General features: G+C 42.9%; 21 protein-coding genes. 2 read left to right on the forward strand and 19 right to left on the reverse strand.

What is annotated here, in order from left to right; all coding sequences use genetic code 11:
* Window positions 1-47: 47 nt before the first annotated feature.
* The 19 genes from BLS32_RS00305 to alaS all read right to left on the reverse strand — a co-directional run bounded on the left by BLS32_RS00305 (window position 48) and on the right by alaS (window position 20,404).
* Window positions 48-458 carry a PaaI family thioesterase gene (locus BLS32_RS00305; protein ID WP_091391326.1) on the reverse strand — a complete coding sequence of 137 codons (411 nt, stop codon included), beginning with the start codon at window positions 456-458 and terminating at the stop codon, window positions 48-50.
* Window positions 458-1,606, reverse strand: coding sequence for a 3-hydroxyacyl-CoA dehydrogenase NAD-binding domain-containing protein (locus BLS32_RS00310; protein ID WP_091391327.1), 1,149 nt, complete (start codon window positions 1,604-1,606; stop codon window positions 458-460). The genes BLS32_RS00305 and BLS32_RS00310 overlap by 1 nt, the downstream gene beginning before the upstream one ends.
* A gap of 72 nt (window positions 1,607-1,678) precedes the next feature.
* Window positions 1,679-2,458: an enoyl-CoA hydratase-related protein gene (locus tag BLS32_RS00315; RefSeq protein WP_174799807.1), complete on the reverse strand. Its 780-nt coding sequence runs from the start codon at window positions 2,456-2,458 to the stop codon at window positions 1,679-1,681.
* 27 nt (window positions 2,459-2,485) lie between these two features.
* The gene (gene paaD / locus BLS32_RS00320) at window positions 2,486-2,986 is read right to left on the reverse strand and encodes a 1,2-phenylacetyl-CoA epoxidase subunit PaaD (protein ID WP_091392305.1); all 501 of its coding nucleotides are present in this window, start codon (window positions 2,984-2,986) and stop codon (window positions 2,486-2,488) included.
* A gap of 140 nt (window positions 2,987-3,126) precedes the next feature.
* Complete coding sequence (gene paaC, locus BLS32_RS00325) at window positions 3,127-3,879, reverse strand: 1,2-phenylacetyl-CoA epoxidase subunit PaaC (protein ID WP_091391329.1); 753 nt, start codon at window positions 3,877-3,879, stop codon at window positions 3,127-3,129.
* An 88-nt stretch (window positions 3,880-3,967) separates the two neighbouring features.
* The gene (paaB, locus tag BLS32_RS00330) at window positions 3,968-4,249 is read right to left on the reverse strand and encodes a 1,2-phenylacetyl-CoA epoxidase subunit PaaB (protein WP_091391330.1); all 282 of its coding nucleotides are present in this window, start codon (window positions 4,247-4,249) and stop codon (window positions 3,968-3,970) included.
* Between the two features lie 73 nt (window positions 4,250-4,322).
* Window positions 4,323-5,273 carry a 1,2-phenylacetyl-CoA epoxidase subunit PaaA gene (paaA, locus tag BLS32_RS00335; RefSeq protein ID WP_091391331.1) on the reverse strand — a complete coding sequence of 317 codons (951 nt, stop codon included), beginning with the start codon at window positions 5,271-5,273 and terminating at the stop codon, window positions 4,323-4,325.
* 157 nt (window positions 5,274-5,430) lie between these two features.
* Window positions 5,431-6,504, reverse strand: coding sequence for a 1,2-phenylacetyl-CoA epoxidase subunit PaaE (gene paaE / locus BLS32_RS00340; RefSeq protein WP_091391332.1), 1,074 nt, complete (start codon window positions 6,502-6,504; stop codon window positions 5,431-5,433).
* Between the two features lie 163 nt (window positions 6,505-6,667).
* The gene (locus BLS32_RS00345; RefSeq protein ID WP_091391333.1) at window positions 6,668-7,237 is read right to left on the reverse strand and encodes a TetR/AcrR family transcriptional regulator; all 570 of its coding nucleotides are present in this window, start codon (window positions 7,235-7,237) and stop codon (window positions 6,668-6,670) included.
* Between the two features lie 80 nt (window positions 7,238-7,317).
* Window positions 7,318-10,176 carry an Ig-like domain-containing protein gene (locus BLS32_RS00350; protein WP_170227496.1) on the reverse strand — a complete coding sequence of 953 codons (2,859 nt, stop codon included), beginning with the start codon at window positions 10,174-10,176 and terminating at the stop codon, window positions 7,318-7,320.
* A gap of 69 nt (window positions 10,177-10,245) precedes the next feature.
* Window positions 10,246-11,700 (reverse strand): SUMF1/EgtB/PvdO family nonheme iron enzyme, encoded by a 1,455-nt coding sequence (locus BLS32_RS00355; RefSeq protein ID WP_091391335.1) that lies wholly within the window; start codon window positions 11,698-11,700, stop codon window positions 10,246-10,248.
* Between the two features lie 120 nt (window positions 11,701-11,820).
* Complete coding sequence (locus tag BLS32_RS00360) at window positions 11,821-12,441, reverse strand: DUF4230 domain-containing protein (RefSeq protein ID WP_091391336.1); 621 nt, start codon at window positions 12,439-12,441, stop codon at window positions 11,821-11,823.
* Between the two features lie 52 nt (window positions 12,442-12,493).
* Window positions 12,494-13,138, reverse strand: coding sequence for a response regulator (locus tag BLS32_RS00365; protein ID WP_091391337.1), 645 nt, complete (start codon window positions 13,136-13,138; stop codon window positions 12,494-12,496).
* Window positions 13,135-15,075 (reverse strand): tetratricopeptide repeat-containing sensor histidine kinase, encoded by a 1,941-nt coding sequence (locus BLS32_RS00370; protein ID WP_091391338.1) that lies wholly within the window; start codon window positions 15,073-15,075, stop codon window positions 13,135-13,137. The genes BLS32_RS00365 and BLS32_RS00370 overlap by 4 nt, the downstream gene beginning before the upstream one ends.
* A gap of 65 nt (window positions 15,076-15,140) precedes the next feature.
* Window positions 15,141-15,428, reverse strand: a complete 288-nt coding sequence (locus BLS32_RS00375; protein ID WP_091391339.1) for a hypothetical protein — start codon at window positions 15,426-15,428, stop codon at window positions 15,141-15,143.
* 96 nt (window positions 15,429-15,524) lie between these two features.
* Window positions 15,525-15,971, reverse strand: a complete 447-nt coding sequence (locus BLS32_RS00380; protein WP_091391340.1) for a hypothetical protein — start codon at window positions 15,969-15,971, stop codon at window positions 15,525-15,527.
* Window positions 15,972-16,002: 31 nt separating this feature from the next.
* The gene (locus BLS32_RS00385; protein ID WP_091391341.1) at window positions 16,003-16,536 is read right to left on the reverse strand and encodes a DUF6252 domain-containing protein; all 534 of its coding nucleotides are present in this window, start codon (window positions 16,534-16,536) and stop codon (window positions 16,003-16,005) included.
* 78 nt (window positions 16,537-16,614) lie between these two features.
* Window positions 16,615-17,577: a GSCFA domain-containing protein gene (locus tag BLS32_RS00390; RefSeq protein WP_091391342.1), complete on the reverse strand. Its 963-nt coding sequence runs from the start codon at window positions 17,575-17,577 to the stop codon at window positions 16,615-16,617.
* 196 nt (window positions 17,578-17,773) lie between these two features.
* Entirely contained in the window at window positions 17,774-20,404 is a 2,631-nt protein-coding gene (gene alaS / locus BLS32_RS00395; protein ID WP_091391343.1) for an alanine--tRNA ligase, read from the reverse strand.
* A 331-nt stretch (window positions 20,405-20,735) separates the two neighbouring features.
* Between alaS and BLS32_RS00400 the strand changes: the two genes are divergently transcribed.
* Together BLS32_RS00400 and BLS32_RS00405 are read left to right on the forward strand one after the other, a co-directional pair.
* Window positions 20,736-21,713 (forward strand): M23 family metallopeptidase, encoded by a 978-nt coding sequence (locus BLS32_RS00400; RefSeq protein WP_091391344.1) that lies wholly within the window; start codon window positions 20,736-20,738, stop codon window positions 21,711-21,713.
* Window positions 21,713-22,045 carry a MerR family transcriptional regulator gene (locus tag BLS32_RS00405; protein ID WP_091391345.1) on the forward strand — a complete coding sequence of 111 codons (333 nt, stop codon included), beginning with the start codon at window positions 21,713-21,715 and terminating at the stop codon, window positions 22,043-22,045. Before BLS32_RS00400 ends, BLS32_RS00405 begins: the two co-directional genes overlap by 1 nt.
* The last annotated feature ends 50 nt before the right edge of the window (window positions 22,046-22,095 follow it).

A 22,095-nucleotide genomic window follows, 5' to 3' on the forward strand; every position in this document is an offset into this window, starting at 1 on the left:
GATAATGGACAATGCTGCCCTCATTATCAATTGTCAATTATCAATTGTTAATTGTCTTCCCATTCTTTACCTGTTCGATAAGCAACACCCTTAAATAAAGCAACGAGGGTATTTTCTTTTTTGATTTCGACTATGTAAAATCCGATTTTGTTTTTGAGGCTTTCCAATGTGGCTTCGGCGGTAATGTAATCTCCTGCTTCCAAAGCTTCAATATGGTTGATCGAGGTTTCGATTGAAACTGCAAATCTTCCGTTGGTATTCACCGCAAATCCAAATGCGGTATCGGCTAATGAATACGTAATGCCACCATGCGCTTTTTGCATGCTGTTTAACATTTCCGGGCGAACGGTCATTCCGAGTTTGCATTTACCGATTTCGCATTCCAGGATTTCGATACCGAGCCATTGGCTAAACGGATCAAGCGACAACATTTTATATGGGATTGCTGTGCCTTCCATTAGAAAAAAGTTTTGTTTTCGGCGTTTATTTTTCTAAGTAGCGGACTGCATCTGTATCGGTCTTCATGGTATTCGTTGTACAAGCCATCGAGTACCGAAACACACCAATCAATTCCAATTTCGTCTGCCCACGCCAGCAATCCTTTTGGGTAATTAACGCCTTTGGTCATCGCGTTGTCTATGTCTTTTGCCGAAGCGATATTTAAAAACAAAGCATCGGCGGCTTCGTTGATCAGCATGACTAAAATGCGTCCGGAAATGTATTTACCCAAATTGTCGTTCTCAGTCGGCAAGGGCATTGCTTCCGAATAATTGTAAAATCCGCGACCCGATTTTTTGCCTAAAAAGCCTGCTTCTAGCAAACGTTTCTGAGTGAAAGACGGTTTGTATCTGGGATCGAAATAGAAGGCGGTGAATACGGTTTCCGTTACGATATAATTGACGTCATGTCCGATAAAATCCATCAGTTCAAATGGTCCCATCCGAAATCCACCAAAAGTTTTCATTGCCCAATCGATCGTTGCAAAATCGGCTTTTCCTTCTTCATACAAACGGAGTGCTTCGCCATAAAACGGACGTGCGAGACGATTGACGATAAATCCCGGCGTGTCTTTGGCTACAGCCACGACTTTCTTCCAATCGGAAATGATCTGGATGGTTTTATTTAAAACTTCCTCACTCGTTTGGATCGCCGGAATGACTTCGACCAATTGCATCAACGGTGCAGGATTGAAAAAATGGATCCCGATAACGCGGTCTGATTTTTCGCATGAGGCGGCAATTGACGCGATGGATAATGAGGAAGTATTTGACGCTAAAATCGTATGTTCTGAAACGATATTTTCGAGCTCTGAGAATAATTTGCGTTTGATTTCGAGGTTTTCTACGATCGCTTCAATAACCAGATCAGCATCGGATAACTCATTTAAGTCATTAACATAAGCAATTGAATTTGACATTCTGTTTTTTTCCGAATCATCGATTTTGCCTCTTTCAAGCAACATTGCGAGCGTCTTTTCCAATGCCGATTTACTTTTAGATAACGCTTCCGAACTTGTGTCGTAAATTTTCACATAACAACCCGCAGTCGCCGTCACTTGTGCAATGCCACTTCCCATTGTTCCTGATCCGATTACTGCTACTTTCATATTTCTTATTTGAACACGGATTCACACGAATAAACGCAGATTCACGCGGATTTTTCTGTTTGCTTCTACTAATTAATTCCCTTTAAATTCCGGCATTCTTTTTTCCATAAATGCATTTACGCCTTCTTGGTAATCGTTTGACGAACTCGCTTCAATTTGCAAATCAGATTCTAAAGCGAGTTGCTGTTGCAGATTATTTGACAGCGATTCATTGAGTAATTTTTTGGTTAATCCAATGGCTTTTGTTGGCATGTTTGCTAATGTCGCAGCGATTTTCTGGATTTCTTCTTCGAAAATTGCAATCGGATAAAATTTATAAATCATTCCGAGGTTTAATGCTTCAGTTGCTGAAACTTTATCGCCGAGCATCATCAACGCCGATGCTTTTTGGAAACCGATCAATCGTGGCAAAAAGAAAGTTCCGGCACTGTCGGGCACCAATCCTATTTTGCTGAATGCCTGAATAAACGCAGCATTTTCGGCAGCGATAACAATATCACAAGCGAGTGCGATATTAGCTCCGGCTCCTGCAGCAACGCCATTTACGGCAGCTAAAATCGGTTTTTCAATGGTTCGGATTCTGGAAATGATCGGATTGTAATGTTCTTCTAATATTTTCCTGAAACCCGGATTTAATTCCGGTGTCGTGACTTCTTTTAAATCCTGTCCGGCGCAAAATGCTTTTCCGGCTCCTGTGATGACAATCGCGCGAACGTTTGTATCGTTTGCACAATCGTCTAAAGTTTGCTGCATTAAAAGCGCCATTTCACGGTTAAAACTGTTGAATACTTCCGGGCGGTTCAGCGTGATATAGGCAATGTTATTTTCTGTTTTTAAGACAATGGAACTCATTATTAATTATTAACTGTTAATTATTAATTACTTAAGGCATTTGAAATAATCAAAAGGTTCCTGGCAATCCTGGCATTGAAAAAATGCTTTACAGGCTGTTGATCCGAACTGGCTGATCATTTTGGTATTTTGTGAGCCGCATTGCGGGCATTTTACTAATTTTTTATTTCCGAGTAAAGCCTCAATATCAGCTTCGGGCTCTAATGGCGCGGCGATTCCGTAATCTTCGAGTGCTTTGCGGCCTTTGGGTGTGATCCAATCTGTGGTCCAGGCTGGCGCTAAAACGAGGTCAATTTTGGCTTCGATACCTTTTGCTGCGAACGCTTTTTTGATGTCGTCACCGATAACGTCCATTGCGGGACAGCCGCTGTACGTGGGCGTAATTGTGATTTCAGCGATGTTGTTTTTGATTTCGGCTGTGCGCACGACACCCATTTCCATGATCGACAGCACCGGAATTTCGGGATCGGAGACCGATTCGAGGATCGCGGCGAGTTTTGGGTCAATATGTATTTGTTGTACTGTCATTTTTTGGATGCCGATTTGCGCGGATCTACGCAGATTCATTATTATTTATTCCTGGCACTAGCCCCGATTGAAGCAGGTATCCTTTTATGCAATGGAATGGAATAAAAGATACTGTGAAAAGCGGGAAATAGCTCCTAATGCTACCAGTTCATATTTGGAAACGTACGTTGCATATACTGCAAATCGGCTAATATATAACCCATGTGCTCGCTGTGAATGCCTTGTTTTCCTCCTTTTTGAAAATATTTGAGATCCGGAACTTGCAATGTTGATTCGGTTAAAATATCTGAAATTATTGAATAGTATGTGTCTTTTAATTGGGTGACATCGACACCGATTTGTTCTGAAACCATCGCTTTATCGGCATCGGTTTGGTAGAACAATTCGTCGGTAAACGTCCATAGATCGTTAATCGCGTTTTGCATTTTTGTGTGGCTTTCTTCGGTTCCGTCGCCGAGACGTTTGATCCAATCTAATGAAAAACGCTTGTGGTATGACACTTCCTTGATGCTTTTTTTTGCAATTGCCTGAAGCGTTTCGTCGCTGCTGTTTTGCAATTGCTCGAGCATCAATAAATGATAGACATCGAATAAAAATTGGCGTCCGATGGAATACGCAAAATCGGTATTCGGTTGTTCGACGATCAACACATTTTTGTATTCGCGTTCGCTTCGCAGAAATGCAATTGTGTCTTCGGTCGCTTCATTTCCTGTAAGTTTTGCGGCATATTGGTAATAACTGCGCGTTTGCCCGAGCAAATCCAAAGCGATATTTGTCATCGCGATATCGGTTTCGAGATTTGGGCCGTGGCCGCACAATTCGCCGAGGCGCTGTCCTAAAATCAGGGCGTTGTCGGCAATTCCGTAAATATATTGAACTAAATTATTTTGCATTTGAATATTTTTGAACCATTAAGACATTAAGAAAATTAAGTTTTGGTTGCACTTAATGCCACTTCATTTCTTGATGGTAAAATTTAAATTACATGTGTTTTAATTCTTCCGGCAATTCGTAAAAAGTCGGATGGCGGTAGGCTTTGTCTTTTGCGGGATCGAATAATTCGGCGCTGTCATCAGGATTTGAAGCTGTGATTTCCTTTGACGGAACGACCCAAATGCTGACGCCTTCCATTCTTCTGGTGTAAACATCGCGGGCATTTTCGAGCGCCATTGTTGCATCGCTGGCGTGCAAACTTCCGCAATGGCGGTGTTCGAGTCCGTTTTTACTTCTTACAAATACTTCCCAAAGTGGCCAATTCTTCATAGTCTTAAAGTTGGAGAGTCTAAAGTCTAAAGTCCGCAAATCTTTCGCCTTTGGACTTTCTGACTTTCGACTGTTATGCTGTTTCTAATTTTAATTCTTGTTTTTCTGCGTAGGCCATTGCGGCATCTCGAACCCATTCGCCTTTGCTCCAGGCATTTTTTCGCGCATCCATTCGGGCTTTGTTACATGGGCCGTGGCCTTTTACGACTTGCCAGAATTCGTCCCAATCTAATGCGCCGAAATCGTAGCGTTTGGTTTCTTCGTTCCATTTTAAATTCGGATCAGGAATGGTCAAGCCGATTAATTCTGCTTGCGGAACCGTTTGGTCGATAAACTGCTGGCGCAATTCGTCATTAGTTTTGCGTTTGAGTTTCCATTTCATCGATTGTTCGGTGTGCACCGATTCGGCGTCTGTTGGCCCAAGCATCATTAAAGATGGCCACCACCAGCGGTTTAAGGCATCCTGGGCCATGTCTTTTTGTTCTTGTGTTCCGCTTGCCAATGTCATCATGATTTCAAACCCTTGTCTTTGGTGGAAACTTTCTTCTTTGCACACGCGCACCATCGCACGCGCATACGGACCGAACGAAGTCGCCGTGAGCGGAACCTGATTAATTATCGCTGCTCCGTCAACAAGCCAGCCAATCGCGCCCATATCGGCCCAGGTTACGGTTGGATAATTGAAAATGCTCGAGTATTTGGCTTCGCCCGAATGCAGTTGTTCGTATAATTCTTCGCGGGTTACGCCCAAAGTTTCGCAGGCGCTGTATAAATACAAACCATGTCCGGCTTCGTCCTGGACTTTTGCCAGAAGCGCCACTTTTCTTCTGAGTGAAGGTGCGCGCGTGATCCAGTTTCCTTCTGGCAGCATGCCGACAATTTCAGAATGTGCGTGTTGGGAAATCTGGCGGATGTGCGTTTTGCGGTATTTCTCCGGCATCCAGTCTTTGGGTTCGATCTTTTCGTCATTGGCGATCTTTTGGTCGAAAATCGCTTCCAGTTCTTTCATTTCGATTTCACTCATAACTTTAAAATTTAGTTATTGTTTTTTGAACCATCAAGGAATTAAGAAAAATTAAGTTGCGTTACGCTTAATGAAACTTAATTTCTTAATGGTTTATTTTTTGACACCAATTTTTCGCAAACAGCGATATTATTAATCGTTAATTATCAATTAAAATTTACGCTCCAAAATCGACCACCACTTTTTCAGAAGTCGGTACTGCCTGACAGCTTAATATGTAATTTTTCGCCACTTCGTTTTCGTCGAGCGCATAATTGACTTTCATTTCGACTGTTCCTTCGATGACTTTGCAACGGCATGTGCTGCAAACGCCGCCTTTGCAGGCAAACGGCAAATCGGCTCCGGCTGCAAGTGCGCCATCGAGAATGTTGTCGTAATCGTCGTCCATGATGAAATGAAATTCTTTTCCGCCATCGATAATCGTGACATCGGTGCCTTCAACTTTCTTTTCGAGGATTTTACTGACGCGCTGTTTGTCGGCTTCAGAATTTCCGGTGTTGAACAATTCAAAATGGATCTTGTCTTTTGACAATCCGGCTGCGGCCAATTCGTCGCGGATCAGGAAAATCATTTCCTCCGGCCCGCAAATGAAACAGTCGTCAACCGACGGAATGTCTATGATTTTTTCGGTTAAAACCTGTAATTTTTCTTTCGTAAAACGGCCGTTCAGCAGTTCAATGTTGCGGTGCTCTTTCGTCAGGAAATGAAAAATCTCGAGACGACCGAAATATTTATTTTTGAGCTGTTCGATTTCTTCTTTAAAGATAATTGATTTGACGCTGCGGTTCAGGTAAAAAAGCTGGAATTTGCTTTTTGGCTCGAGTGCCAGATGTGTTTTGATGATCGATAAAATTGGCGTAATGCCGCTTCCGGCTGCAAAAACAATATAATTTTTAGCATTTTCGGGTTCGATTTTAGAAGTAAAAACTCCAATTGGCGGCATCAGTTCAACCACATCCCCTTTTTTCAGCGTTTCATTGGCAAAAGCCGAATATTGCCCGCCATTAATTTTTTTAATTGCCACCTGCCATTTGTCTTCAACCGGACTTGAGCATAAGGAATAAGAACGGCGCACTTCTTTTCCGTCAATTAACGCGCGCAACGTAAGGTGCTGGCCGTGCAAATATTTGAATTCGGCTTTCATTGCTGCCGGAATATCAAACGAAACCACCGAACAGTCTTTGGTTTCTTTGTACACGTCAAGCACTTTTATGGGATGAAATTTTGCCATTTCTAATTTTGAAATCGATTAAAAATTCAACTAACAATCGTTAGTTTACTATGCAAATTTAAGTAATATTTCTTTACGCTTTACGATAACGTTTGAAAAGTTACAATCAGCCTGTAAATTAACCGATTGCATCAAAATTTCACAAGACAATTCGGATTAAAAACTAGACAATTCCTTCGAGTAAAACCTTACTGAGATTTGATTTTAAGGTAGCGGCAGAAAATTCTTTCTTTTTTCCGTACCATAAATATAAGGTTCGGATTGTCGAAAGAATTGAAAAAATAATGACTTCCGAATTTAAGTTTTTGATTTCACCATCGACAATTCCTTTTTTAACGATACGCCGGAAAATGTCTTCATATTCTTCACGCATCTGTAAAAAATAAGATAATTCTGCTTTCGGCAAATGCATCCAGTCGTTGTTCAGCGAAGCCAAAGCATCGGGATTTTTAACCGTAATATCGATGTGCAACTGAATGACATTTTCAATTTTTTGAATCGAAGTTGCTTCTGAAATTTCGATCGTACGAATCGTAAAAGTATATTCTTCAGCGATTCCGACCACGATCAAACCCAAAATTTCCTGTTTCGATTTGATGTGATTATACAAACTCGCCGCTTTGATTTCAAGTGCCTGCGCAATGTCGCGCATCGTTACGGCGCTGTAGCCTTTTTCCTTGAAAAGCTTGGCTGAAATGGATACAATATCGGTTTTCCTGTCAGTAATCTTCATGCTCAAATATAGGCATATTATTTTTCGGAAATAAAAAAACCGCCCGAAGGCGGTTAAAAAAACTACTAAAAACAATCAAATTATTTTTTGATGACTTTGTATGTTTTTATGGCATTGTCAATTGAAATCCTGACCAGATATGTTCCAGCGGAATAACGCGACATATCAATCTTAGAATCTGTGGCATGCACTGTTTTTGAATACACCATTTGCCCAAGCATATTCACAACCTCAATATTTTCAATCGGCTGTGTATAAGAAATATTCAGGATGTCGCTTACCGGATTCGGATAGACTTTCAATGCGTCTTTATCAAATCCTTTTACATCAAGACAATTTCCTGAAGTCATGGTGACAGCGAGTCGTGACTGGCTCTCACAATCAACAGTCTGCGAAGCGTAATAAGTTGTTCCGCTAACAATTGGCGTATTATTTGGCACCACATTTCCGTTTACCGGCGCATCATACCAAACGACATTTTCGCCATTTACAACAATCAACCCAACCGTTTCCTGGCCGCAGAAAGTCTGGTTTTGTGTTCCCGTTGGCGCAGCAACTGCATTGATAGTGGCTGCTACTGCAATTCTTGGCGAAACACAGCTTCCGTTTGCCGCTTCTACATAATAAATGGTAGTTGCCGTTATGTTTGGAGAAAACGAATTTCCGGTGGCCAATGCCGTTCCTCCTGTAGCCGAATTGTACCAGCTGATGGTTCCCGAATTTGACGAAGCGCTCAGGTTAATCGCGCCCGGATTGCATCGTGCTCCCGCTGTTGTCGCAACAATTATCGGAGAAACATTTACTGTTGCCAAAACTGCAATCCTTCCGGATGAACAGCTTGCATTTACCGCTTCCACATAAAATATAGTTGTTGCCGTAATGCTTGGCGCGAATGAACTTCCGGTGGTCAGAATTGCGCCTCCAGTTGCCACATTATACCAATTTACCGTTCCGGAACTCGCGACTGCAGAAAGGTTTACAATTCCCGAATCGCATCTCGAGCCTGGCGTTGTCGCCGTGATTTCCGGTTGTGCATTTACCGTTGCAATGACTGCCGTTCTTGCTGAATTGCAGCTTGCATTTGAAGCTCCTACATAATACGTTGTCGTTGCAGAAACATTTGGCGAAAAGCTGGTTCCGGTTGCCAATAAAGTGCCGCCGGTTGCAGATGAATACCAGTTTAAAGTTCCGGCGCTTGCTGTTGCCTGTAAGGTCACGATTCCATTTCCGCAGCGGTTGCCCGGCATCGTTGATGTGACTGTTGGCGTGGCATTTACGGTCGCAATGACTGCTGTCCTTGCAGATAGACAGCTTCCGTTCACTGCCTCAACATAGTAAGTCGTAGTTGCTGAAACCGATGGCGTCGCAAAACTGTTTCCGCTGGCTAAAACCAATCCGCCAGATGCCACATTATACCATCTTAAAGTTCCTGCTGTTGCGGTCGCGGCCAATGTGACGCTGCCCGAATCGCATCGTGCTGCCGGAGTCGTCGAATTGACTGCCGGAGTCACATTTGCCGTAGCGATCACAGCCGTTCTTGCCGATGCACAACTTCCAGTCGTTGCTTCCACATAATAAGTAGTCGTTGCTGAAATTGACGGTGTTGTAAATGAATTTCCGGTTGCTAAAACCGATCCGCCTGCGGGCACATTGTACCAATTTAGCGTTCCTGTGTTTGCCGTTGCTGAGAGCACAACTGTTCCCGAATCACATCTTGATCCTGGCGTTGTTGCGGTTACTGTTGGCGTTGCATTTACTGTTGCAATGACTGCCGTTCTTGGAGAAATACACGTTCCGTTTGCCGCTTGGACATAGAATGTTGTCGTGGCATTGATTATCGGTGTTGCGAATGTCGTTCCGGTTCCCAAAGCCGTTCCTCCTGTTGATGCTGCAAACCAGCTCAATGTTCCGGCGCTGGCAGTTGCTGAAAGATTGACCGATCCCGAATCACAACGTGAATTTGGCGTTGTCGCCGCAACCGATGGCGTGGCATTTACAGTTGCAATGACTGCAGTTCTCACCGATGCACACGTTCCAACCGCTGCTTCTACATAATAAGTTGTCGTTGCTGCAATTGATGGTGTATTGAAATTAACGCCTGTTCCCAAAGCGCTTCCGCCTGTTGCAACGTTGTACCATTTTAAAGTTCCGGCGCTGGCTGTCGCCGATAACGCTACGATTCCGGTATCGCATCTGCTGCCCGGCGTCGTGGTTAAAACGGTCGGAACTGCGGTGACGGCGATAAGATCGCTGATTGTTTTGGTATTGCTTCCGTTGAAATTGGTTGCAACCAACGTGACGCTGTACACTCCGGCGGAATTGTATTGTACCGTTGGATTTTGCTCCGTTGATGTTGCCGGTGTTCCACCTGGGAAACTCCAGTTCCATACTGATGGCGCACTAGCCGAAGTATCTGTAAAAGTTACGGTATTTCCAACGCAGATTGTTGTTGTCGAAGCCGTAAAATTCGCAACAGGTGGCGTAATCGGGCAACTCGCAATGACATCCATTGCTGCTCCGCTTCCGGCGCCTCCGAAATAGGCTATAAATGATGGCGGAAATCCGCAGATTGACGGAATCAGATCTGAAACTGCCGCACCATCCGATTCACCGCCCATATAAGCGAAAAATGATGGCGGAATGCCACAAACCGTACTGCCGAGTTCTGCTACTGCCGCGCCATCGGCCTGACCGCCCATGTAAGCGATTTGTGAAGGCGGCGTGCTGCAGCTCGTGCTGATCAATTCAGCTACAGTGGCCGTATCGCCTTCGCCGCCAAAATAGGCAAAAAAGGATGGCGGCTGCTGGCTGCAGGTTGCATTGGAAATCGTACTGAGCGCTGCACCGTCAGACAATCCGCCGTGGTATTGGGCGAAAGCCGACAGTTGTGCGAATAGCAAAACCATCCATACAACCGTATATTTTTTAGTTGTTTTCATCTCATTTGATTTTAAATTATTTATGATTTTCATGACAAAACTTCTTGTCACAACCCATGAATCAAATGATTATCTCACACCACGTCCGCCATAAGCAGGATATCTGTCGGCATCTACCGCTGTGTTTCTGTGTGAAGTACGTACCGTTGTTGCGCCTTCAATGTAATTTCCACCTCTGAAAGCGACTCCAATTGCCGTTGTTGGCGAAGGCCAGGTTGCCTGATTTGCCAATCCGACAGGAGAAATCGTTCCATCTCCTAAAGTTCCGTTGAATCCTGTCCCGATGTTGTTTGAAGTCGTAATGACACGTTCGTTAAGATTTCCGCCCATTTCCATGGCACCGTAATATGATGCACCTGCCGATGCGCGCCCTGAAGTTCCTGATGCGAAAACGCCCACTTTTAACGGGCCGTAAATTCCGCTTAAGCTTCCTACGCCTGTCGCACAAGCACCGTTTGCCGCCGGGCTGAAATTTTCATTTGGCTCGTAATCGTTAAGGATTTGCGGCAGCGTATTGTAAACAACAGTAATATCGGTTGTTCCCCAAGGATATTCCCCGGCAACGCGCGGTAAAGTCCCACGGCACACTTTTTCAAATTCGAGTTCGGTCATCGGACGCAACGCAGCCCAATCCAAGTATGCCGATAAATCATTCCAGCTCAAGCCTGAACAGGCCACGCTTTGTCCGTCATCGCTGTTGTTTTCTACTCCCGGAGTGGCATCGCAAACGTAGATTGCAGGAATGGCTCCGTTGTTTCCCGGTGTTCCGATGCGGATTCCGTTCCTGTAATTAAATCCCGTAAACATCGCATAAGTTCCAACTGCACCAATTGGATCGTTTGCCGTGTGCGCCCTTTGCTGGTCATACGTTAAGCTGTTCAAAAACTCTACGTACTGCAATTGGGAAATCTCATATTTCATCGCATAAAAAGAGTTGTAGCCCATTGGAAAAGTCGAAGGAACCGCTGCCGATCCGCCGCCGATTGCCGCAGAAGTCAGTCCGCCGGATTGTGAAGATGCATTGATTGAAATGCTGTTGAACGTGTTTCCGCTGGCGCCGTCACCAATGTCAAATGTGGCTTGCGGTACGTTTACCATTTCAATCCCGAAGACTTTATAATTGTAGCTTCCGGCAGGGATCGTCATTTTTAAAGTGATGGTAGCGTTTGTGATCGATCCGCCGCCGATGCTGCTTCTGCGTACGAAAACGCCTCTTCCGTCAGAAACCGGATCGGCCTGCAATGGCGAAACTGCCGAATGGTCTGCCGCTAAAGTGCTGAGTCCGGCGTGAGCCCACAAACGCGTGTTGCAATCCTGGTATTTGATGAAAATCCAGACCGCATCCCAATTGGCCGGAGCCACATTTGCGTTCCAGCTGTTGTCCCAGCTGATCTTAAAGGTGATGTTTGATCCCGAAACCGAAGTATCGGTGATCTGAACGTTGTTTGCATTCATATTCGCCACAGCGGCAAACACAAACAAAACACATAATTTGAAGGTTGAAAATAGTTTTTTAGCTTCCATCTTAAAAAGTTTTTAAAGTTATAAGGCAAAGCTATCGGAGTGGAAGTCATAAAAAAATACGACTAATGTCGTATTTTGATGGGATGAAAATCCAGAATTAAATCATTGAAAATAAATATTTTACAAAGCCAGATTCGTTTTTAGGTCATTTTCACGCTCAATGGTTTTTCCGTTGTATTGCAATTTCCATCCCATCGTATTGGTAAGGATCAGGATTTTTGACAATTCGCTGATCAGGCGGTTTTGCGCATTGGCTTTAAGCGCCGATTTCTCCATTTTCTTTGCCAGATTGGCGCGAACCGATTTGTTGATCTTGTTGTAATCGTCGCCTGTAAACGGATTGAGTTTGCTTTGCGTGACATCGTAAAACTGAATGTCCGGACTAATATTAATCTCTTCTTTCGGGATGTTTAAAATCGTGATTGTTTTGTTTTTTTCGTCGATATCGTATTTAACCTGGCGCAAATCATACGCAACAGTAACATTGGCATTGACGACGATCAGCGCTTTTTTGTCGAACGAGATCATGTTCATCAGGTATTTATCCTGGTCTTTGTAGGTCAATACCTGAGAAAAATGGCCTTCGGTAACGACCAATTTCGCAACGTTTACGATTTGCTGCTGAATTAAATTGGTATTGTAATCGATCGATGAAGCATCTTCTTTTTTGAATTCGCAATAGCGAAATAAAAGCACCGCGACCAGAACCGCCGCGACCAGATATATGATTTTCCTGAGCATTTCTTTTTTTTATAAAGTTAGGAAAAAGAAATTCGCTTTGAAAGCCGAAAGGTCAAATAAGGTTGTTATTTCTGGCTTTTTCGATCGCTTCGAGCTTGTTGTGCACCTGGAGTTTTGCGTAAATATTCTCGATGTGTTTGCGAACAGTTCCAACTGAAAGGAACAAATTATCTGCAATGAAATTGTATTTCAGGCCTTTGCTTAGCTGTTCCAAAACTTCGATTTCTCGTGTGGTCAATTTAATATCATCGTTTTTCACCGAGTCAAATTCGACCGGATTCCTGAATAATTTCAATGTTTTTAACGCAATTGAGGGCGTCATGGTTGCGCCGCCGTTTAAAGTATCGAGTATGCCTTGCTGCAGATCTTTCGGGTTGACTTCCTTTAACAGATAACCATCTGCGCCAGCTTTGATCGATTTGAAGATGTTTTCGTCATTATCGAAAACCGTCAGCATGATGATCTTGATCTGCGGATATTTTTGCTTGACGATCGCCGTGGCTTCGATACCGTTCATTTTCGGCATTTCGATATCCATTAAAATCAGGTCGACATTGTGGTTGATTTCCAATTTTTCAATTAGTTCTAATCCGTGAATCGCGGTAAATTTTATCGTAAAATCATCAAAAAAGGACAGCTTTTCCTGAGCAGATTTGATCAGGAATGAATTGTCGTCGACTATGGCGAGCTTTATCATTGGATTGTATTTTCATTGATTTTTAATAAGGCCGTAATGGTTGTGCCTTTTGTACTTTCGGAAGCAATATTGAAAATCCCTCCAATGTCTTCGATGCGCTTTTCCATATTTAAAAGACCGTTTCCTTTTTCGATAGTTGATTTATCAAAGCCGATTCCGTTATCGTGAATCGTGATTTTGATCTCGTCATCAATGAGTTTTCCATCTATTGCAACTTCGGAAGCTTCGGAATATTTGATCGCATTGTTCACGGCTTCCTGAATCGTACGGTAAATGTTCATTCCGGCGATCGACGACAATTTTACCGCATCCAAACGGACATCAATTGTAAAATGAAATGCGACATTTTCCTTGGCTTCTTTCGCTTTTTCGATGAAATTTAAAATCCGGGCACGCAAATCGTCAAACGAGATTTCGTTGTTGTTCATCGCCCAGATCGTATCGCGCAGTTCGAGAATTGTCGATTTCGTAAAATTGCTGATGCTTTGAAGTTTGTTGTCAAGCTTTGAATTCTGAAAGTCAAACGCATATTTGATGTTGTCTACGGATGAAATAATAAAAGTCAGCTGCGCGCCAATGTTGTCATGCAAATCACGTGAAATGCTAAGCCGCTGTTCCTGCAATTTATTCTGCGTTTCGATTTGTGCAATCGCCGTTTTAAGTTCGTGTTCCTGCGCCTGCTGCTTGTTTTTTAGTTTTTGCTGGCGGAAAATCAGGAATGCGATGATGATGATGAAAGCCGTCAGGATTGAAACCGTCAGCAGTAAAATATTTTTCTGCCTGGCTTCGGCTTCTTTTTGAAGCAGTAATTTTTCTTTTTTTTCGGTTTCGTATTTGGTTTCCATTTCGAAGACCGCTTTCGTTTTTTCATTGATGAAAATGCTGTCTTTTCCGGCACTGTATAAATTCGAATACCGATAAGCTTCGCTAAAATTCCCGAGATTTCCATTGGCTTTAGCCAGATTTTTATATGCCTGGACGATCAGCAAATGTGCATCAGATTTTTTGGCAAATGCAATCGCCTTTTCAGAAAATAAAATACTTTCGGCAAACTTTTTTTGCTTGATTAATGACGCTGCAAAGGCATTTGAAGTTTCTGCGACTTCGAAGCCGTTTTCGTAAAATTCGTGTAAACGAATCGCTTCGGTGTAGTTTTTATTCGCCAGGTCAAATTGGTGCAAACTGTCATACACCGATGCAATCGTTGAAACCGGATAACCAACATATCTGTCGAAATGGTTATTTTTATAACCGGCTTTTGCGATTTCTGAATATTTGATCGCTTCGTCATATTTTCCAAAATTCAGAAAGATCGAACCCAAATTTCCAGCTGAAACAGTTTTACCAAATTCATCGGTCGTCTTAAGGTAATTCTCATACGCTTTGCGGTAATATTTCAGCGCTTTCCCATATTCTTTCTGGGCTTTGTATACGATTCCGATGTTTGTATACGTCATTGCCTGTCGGTCTGGGGCAGATTTTTTATCGTAAAATGCCAGCGCTTTGAAGTAATTGCTAAGCGCTTCGGGGAATTGCGCTTTCTGGTCGTATGTGATGCCGATGTTGTTGTAACTGTCGGCGATGTGGGCAGAATCTTTAATTTTCTGGTTCGCAGCCAACGCTTTTCTGTAATAAAACAACGACGAATCGAGTTCGCTTTTGTACTGATGCACATTCGCGATCGAGTTGTAAGCCAAGCCTGCGAAAGTGTCGTTTTTTACTTTTTTAGCAAATGACAGTGCCTGCTTTGAATAGCGCATCGATTCGTTCAGGTTGTTGTCGCTATAGAGATCCGACAGGAAAATCAGTGCCTTAAACCGCTCGCGCTGCTTTCCGTTTTTCGCAACAGTTTTAAGGCTATCGGTATGTTTTTGATCCTGAGCCGATATAACAATCGGAACCATCAGTAATAAAAAGAAAAGTAATTTTTTTTTCATAAAATGAAAGGCATCAGAAATAATATGGCGTAATTTCAGATAAATGTAATAAATTTTAACAAAGTCTATTTTTTACGGCGGTTATTTTTTGATAGGATTTCGAACAATTCATAGTTTAGTCCGAAAATATCATCGCTTAATGTGGCTTTCGCCGATTTGAGCTTGTGGTCGATCTCGTCTGACAGTCTGAGTTGTATGCGTTGCCCGTTTTGCTTTTCCGAAATCTCGAAAATGATCTGCTGCAACACTTCAATCCGCGTTTTAAAAACCTTTTTCTCCCTATAAAACCTGACGTTCAAAAATACGATCACGCTCACAAGCGACACTATCATTGCGATAAGCAGTACAATCATAACTGTTGATGTTAGAAATCCCATGTTGCAAATTTGATGGTTTTACAAACAAAAAAAAATACGGCAAATGCCGTATTTTCCTCAAAAAGTGATCTGTTACCGCACTTCGATATCGGTAAAAGTCGCATCAAAACTTGTAACTCCACTACCACTACCCGTAGATGTTACTGTTCCCGACATTTTACCCGAAGCATTCGATGAGACCACCACACTGCCGGCGCTGGCTACATATCCCGCTAAAGTGCTCACCGCATTGCCTGAGCCGACAGTATAAGTTGCAGGAGCAGTTCCTGAAAGGTTGATTTCAACAAATTGATAACCTGTTGTTCCGGGCGTTCCTTTTGATGCTTTGATCGTTTTGTAAGCCGTTTCGAAATAGGCTTCATCGGCTGTGATCTCTGCACCGCCGTTTTCTTTCCATTTGAACCCTGCGGCTGCTATTGGCGTAACTTGTTCAACCGTTTGGCTATCATCATCGCTGCTGCAGGAAACAAATCCGAGCGCCATCATTAAAATAGCGAGTGAAAATATTTTTGATTTCATCTTGTTTAAAATTTTGGGTGATACAAATTAATTACTGCATGAAAACACCTCTGAACGAACCTTCAGTAACGGTTTTCATCGCACTGGTTTCGCAGGTATTCGTATCTTTCCCTTTGAATGAAAATGTGCCTTCAACCTTGGTGTTGTCAATATAAGTAATGGTCACGCTTCCGACGGTTCCTGCACATTCGCCGGTGCTGTAAGAAAGTCCGCCGCTTACTGGCGTGAAGGCCATTACCGATTCGGTGTTCGGGCTGATTTCATAGGTTCCCGCTGCTGTGATTCCGAGCAAGCTGATCGTGACAGAATCGGCACTTTGATTCGCGCCTAAAACGGTAATTAAAGTTCCAACGCCGGTTCCGATTCTTGAAGCGGTTGCCGATGTGACGCCGAAAATAATCGAACTGAAGCTGTTGCCGTCGACTTTAGCCGTAATGTAAGAGCCTGTTGCCGGTACGTTTGAAGTTTCTGCCACAGGAGTAGAATCGTCATTGCCGCTGCATGAGGCCAGAAAAAGCGCGATTGATAAAATCCCGAATTTTGCAAAGTTTGTAATTGTTTTCATGATTTGATTGTTTTAATTATTACAATGCAAATCTGCGGCAATTGGCAAACGGTTACAATACGATGAATTACGTATTTTTTAAAATCGGATGTGTGGGAATTGGGCTTGAAGTTCGGAAATCTGCTGGTTTAATTTGGATAAAAATGACTGATGGCTTTCAGAATTTGGGTTGAATGGCCTATGTTGTAGGGATTTCTGGATGCTATCGATCTGGATCATCATCGAAGTAGAGGCTTCAGAAATCCAGGTTTCAGAAAAACGCTTCCAGATGTAACCGATCGCCGTTTGGTTTGGATGGATCATGTCTTCGGCATAAAAACGATAATCGCGAAGCTCATCCATCATGATTTCATACGACGGAAAATAATGTAGGTTTTTTGTCCCGAAGCTTTGGGATTGATGTGCAATTTCCTGTAAAGCCGAAATCAAATTCGACTTGCTCCATTGATTTTCAATAAAACCATCCTTGATGTGGCGAACGGGCGAAATGGTGAAAATAATTTGAAGTGCCGGATTCATTTGTTTTAAAAATGCAACTGTATTCTGAATGCTTTTTTGAATCGCTTGAACCGAAAGCAATTCCTTTTTAAATTGTCTTTGCGGGATTTTATGGCAATTCGCAACGATTGCATCAGAATCGATATTGCGGTAAACCCATGCTGTTCCTAAAGTAATGATTGCGTGTGAAGCACTTGAAAGCTGTTGATGCGTTTCAGAAACTTTATTATTAAGATTTTGCAGCAATAGATTCGGATCAGGATCGCTCAAATCGGAATGTGCCTCAAAGCAATGCCAGCGTTCGTTGTGAAAGAAAATATCGCTTGCTATAAACTTTTTCCCATTGGCTACAAAGCCTATGACTTTTTCGATGGCCATCGGATGAAATAAAATCCCAAACGGATTGACGGCATTCTGAAACTTAAAATAATCGAATTTTTCAGCCATGTTGACTGCAAAGCAAGAACCCAGCGACACGGTTTTTGAGTTGTAATTTATTGAAAAATCACTTTTAAAAATGGGTATCTGGGTTCTAAACTGCATCGGTAAGTTGTTTTCACAAACTTACACTTTATTCGTCAAATTTATTAGCGCTTATTCTTAGAAATACTGGTATTTGGTGGCGGCGCCATTATCATTTTTTCCGTTGCTTTGTTGGGCAATTCAATGCATTGCATTCGAAAGAAACTACAAATAGGGTTCCTAGTTTTGGTCTTTCACAATGAAATACGGCTTTAATTTATTTATTTATAAAACCTGCTGCAGCTTCCAGTGCTTGCGGAATTCCCAAAATATCTTTTCCTCCGGCAGTTGCAAAAAACGGTTGCCCGCCGCCGCCGCCCTGGATGTGCTTTCCGAGCTCGCGAACGATTTGGCTGGCATTGAGGTTTTTGGCTGCAGCCAGTTCTTTTGAAATGTATACCGTGAGCATCGGCTTATCATTTTCGGCTGTAGCCAATACCAAAAACAGGTTTTTACCCAAGTTTCCAAGTTCGTAAGCCAGGTCTTTTGCACCTTCCGCATTCAAGTCGACTTGCGTTGCCAAAAATTGCACGCCGTTGATTTCTTCGAGCTGTGAAGCGAGTTCGCCTTTTAAATTCCTTGCTTTGTCTTTCAGTAAAACCTCAAGCTGTTTTTTGAGTTTCGCATTTTCATCCTGCAACGAAACCACGGCTTTGATCGAATCCTGCGGGTTTTTCAACACCAATTTAATTTCGGCCAACGCTTTTTCCTGGTTGTTGTAATATTGTTTGACCGCATCCGATGTGATGGCTTCGATCCTTCTGATTCCTGCGGCAACCGCACCTTCGCTGATGATCTTGAAATGCCAGATGTCCGCTGTGTTCTTCACATGAATTCCGCCACAAAGTTCTACACTGTTTCCAAATTTAATTGCCCTGACTGAATCGCCGTATTTTTCGCCAAACAATGCCATCGCACCTTCATCAACAGCTTGCTGAAACGGAATATTTCTGCGTTCTTCTAATGGCAATTGCTCCTGGATTCTGGCGTTTACGAAATCTTCCACCTGCTTCAATTGCTCGTCAGTCACTTTTGCAAAATGCGAAAAGTCAAAACGCAAATAATTCGGATTTACGAGCGATCCTTTTTGTTCGACATGTGTTCCCAGAATGCTTCGCAAAGCCAAATGCATCAAGTGCGTCGCCGAGTGGTTGCTCGCCGAATCTTGTCTTAATCTTTTATCAACCTTAGCGATAAATGCAGCGTTTACAACTGTAGGAAGCTGTTTTGTCAAATGCATAATCAGGTTGTTTTCTTTTTTCGTATCGATGATTTCGATCGTTTCATTTTCGTTTAATAGCGTTCCTTTATCGCCCACTTGCCCACCACCTTCCGGATAAAATGGCGTATGATCGAATACGATTTGATACAATCTTCCGTCTTTTTTCGAATCGATGCTTCTGTAACGTGTGATTTTGACTTCGTTGACCAACAAATCGTAGCCGACAAATGTCTCAGTATTTCCCGGAACCAGGATCGTCCAGTCATCAGTAGAAACTTCTGATGCGGCACGTGAACGTGTTTTTTGTTCGAACATCGCTTTGTCAAAACCGTCTTCATCAAGTTCGTAGTTTCTTTCGCGTAAAATCAAAGCCGTCAAGTCGATTGGAAACCCGAAAGTATCATACAATTCGAATGCTTTTTGACCTGAAACGGTTTTTTCTTTCGTATCGGAAATCACATTTTCAAGCAATTGCAAACCTTGATCTAAAGTGCGTAAAAATGAAGCTTCTTCTTCACGGATTACGTTTTGCACCAAATGTTGCTGCAAACGGATTTCCGGAAATGAGCCGCCCATTTGATCGGCCAACACTTCGGCCAATTGGTAAATAAAGGGTTCTTTTGTATTCAAAAACGTGAATCCGTAACGGATCGCGCGGCGTAAAATCCTACGAATCACATAACCCGCGCCGGTATTTGATGGCAATTGTCCGTCGGCGATTGCAAATGCAACGGCACGAACGTGATCGGCAATCACGCGGATTGCGATGTTTATTTTTTCTTCTTCGTCGTCTTTTGCTTTGATCGTATATTTAGCTCTAGTGATCTTTTCTATTTTTTCGATCAGCGGAGAGAAAACGTCTGTATCGTAATTGGATTGAACGCCTTGCAGAACCATGCATAAACGCTCAAAGCCCATTCCGGTATCGACGTGACGCGCAGGCAATTTTTCGAGTGAACCGTCGGCTTTGCGGTTGAATTCCATGAAGACATTGTTCCAGATTTCAACCACATGCGGATGGTCGTTATTCACCAAATCGCGCCCTGAAACTTTTGCTTTTTCTTCACCCGAACGAATGTCAACGTGGATTTCCGAACACGGACCACACGGACCCTGATCTCCCATTTCCCAAAAGTTGTCTTTTTTATTTCCGAGCAAAATGCGGTCTTCGGAGATTAAAGTTTTCCAAATATCGAATGCTTCCTGATCAAAAGGCACGTTTTCTTCTTCGCTGCCTTCGAAAACGGTCACATATAAAATGTCTTTATCAATTTTGTAGACTTCGGTCAATAATTCCCATGCCCAGTGAATTGCTTCTTTTTTGAAGTAATCGCCAAAACTCCAGTTTCCGAGCATTTCGAACATCGTGTGATGATAGGTATCGATTCCAACTTCTTCAAGATCGTTGTGTTTTCCTGAAACGCGCAGGCATTTTTGGGTATCGGCGATGCGTTTGCTTTTTGGCGTGCCGTTGCCTAGAAAATATTCTTTGAATTGCGCCATTCCGGAGTTGTTGAACATCAGCGTGGGATCATCTTTTAAAACGATGGGCGCTGATGGCACGATTAAATGGCCTTTGCTTTGGAAAAATTCGAGAAACTGCTTGCGGATTTCCTGTGATTTCATGGTTTTCTTGGATGTTTGACGATTTGAAAATCGTAAATCTTATACTGTGTAGGTTTGGCCGCGGATAGCAGTGGAAAGCTTCGAAGCTTGAAAAGCTGTTTTTTGCTGCGCTGGCAGAGCGACCAACGGAAGCTCCTGGCGGCGGATGTAAAAAAAGCTTTTCAGGCTAGAACTTGCAACGGATAGCCGGCAACTGGCCCCAAATTATTTTAATGGGTTTATTCTGAAAAATCGGGTAAACAAGTGAAACTATTTAGTAAATTTGTTCGACTAACGTTTTAAATGCCCAAAAACCTGTTTTTTCACGTGCAAAAATAGGATTTTTTAAAATATGAAGAAGGTAAAATATTACTACGATGCCGAAAATCTGGCGTATCGTAAAATCAAAACGAAGAAAGCGACCAAATTTGGCTATGCTGCGCTGTTTTTACTGGCGGCGGCGCTTTTTGGCGTACTGAGTTTTGTGGTCTTGCTGAACACACCTTTTTTTGAAACGCCGAAAGACCGTTTGCAGGCGCGTGAGATTGAGAATTTTAAGATCCGGTATGCGATCCTGAATAAGAAAATGGACCAGATTGACGAAGTTTTGGAAAATGTGGAAGACCGGGACAACAATTTGTACCGCGTGTATTTTAATACGTCTGCGATTCCCGACGAACAAAGAAAAGCCGGATTTGGCGGGGTAAACCGGTATAAAGAGCTTGAAGGTTTTGACAATTCGGAACTTGTGATCAATACTTCAAAGCGCGTGGACATCATTTCAAAAGAATTGGTGATTCAGAGCAAATCTCTCGATGAAATCCTTAAATTAGCCAAAGAGAAAAATAATTTGCTGGCGGCAATTCCGGCCATTCAGCCGGTGCGGAATGAAAATCTGAAAGCAATGGCTTCGGGTTTTGGATACCGAACTGATCCGTTTACGAAAGTGCGGAAGTTTCATGCCGGAATGGATTTTTCGGCCAAATCGGGAACACCGATTTACGCTACAGGCGACGGCGTTGTAGATCGCGCCGACAATACGGCTTCGGGTTATGGAAACCATATTGTCATTCGCCACGGCTTTGGATATGAAACGCTTTACGGGCATTTGAGCAAATACAATGTGCGCGCCGGGCAACGGGTAAAACGCGGCGATGTCATTGGATATGTAGGCAGCACCGGACGTTCGGAAGCGCCGCACTGCCATTATGAAGTACACAAAAACGGCGAGGTCGTAAACCCGCTAAATTTTTATTACGGCAATATTTCGGCTGCAGAATATGTAGCGATTGCCAGATTAGCCAACCAGGAAAACCAATCACTTGACTGATGCATATAGAATTATCACCTGACAAAAGATATTACAGCATTGGCGAAGTAGCCAAAGCTTTTGACGTAAATGCTTCGCTGATCCGTTTTTGGGACAAGGAATTTGACATTTTAAAACCTAAGAAAAATGCGAAAGGCAACCGGATGTTTACGCCCGAAGATGTCAAAAACCTCAAACTGATCTACCATCTGGTCAAAGAGCGCGGCTTTACACTCGAAGGTGCGAAAACACATCTGAAAGAAGGTCAGAAAAAAACACTCGATAAATTTGAAATTATCAGCAAACTCGAAACCATTAAAGCGCAGTTGATGAGCATCAAAAACGAATTGTAAAATTTGGCAGGATTTGTGCTACAAGCGCGCCGTTAAAAATAAATCTAACA

The sequence above is a fragment of the Flavobacterium noncentrifugens genome, from assembly GCF_900100375.1.
Classification (GTDB): domain Bacteria; phylum Bacteroidota; class Bacteroidia; order Flavobacteriales; family Flavobacteriaceae; genus Flavobacterium; species Flavobacterium noncentrifugens.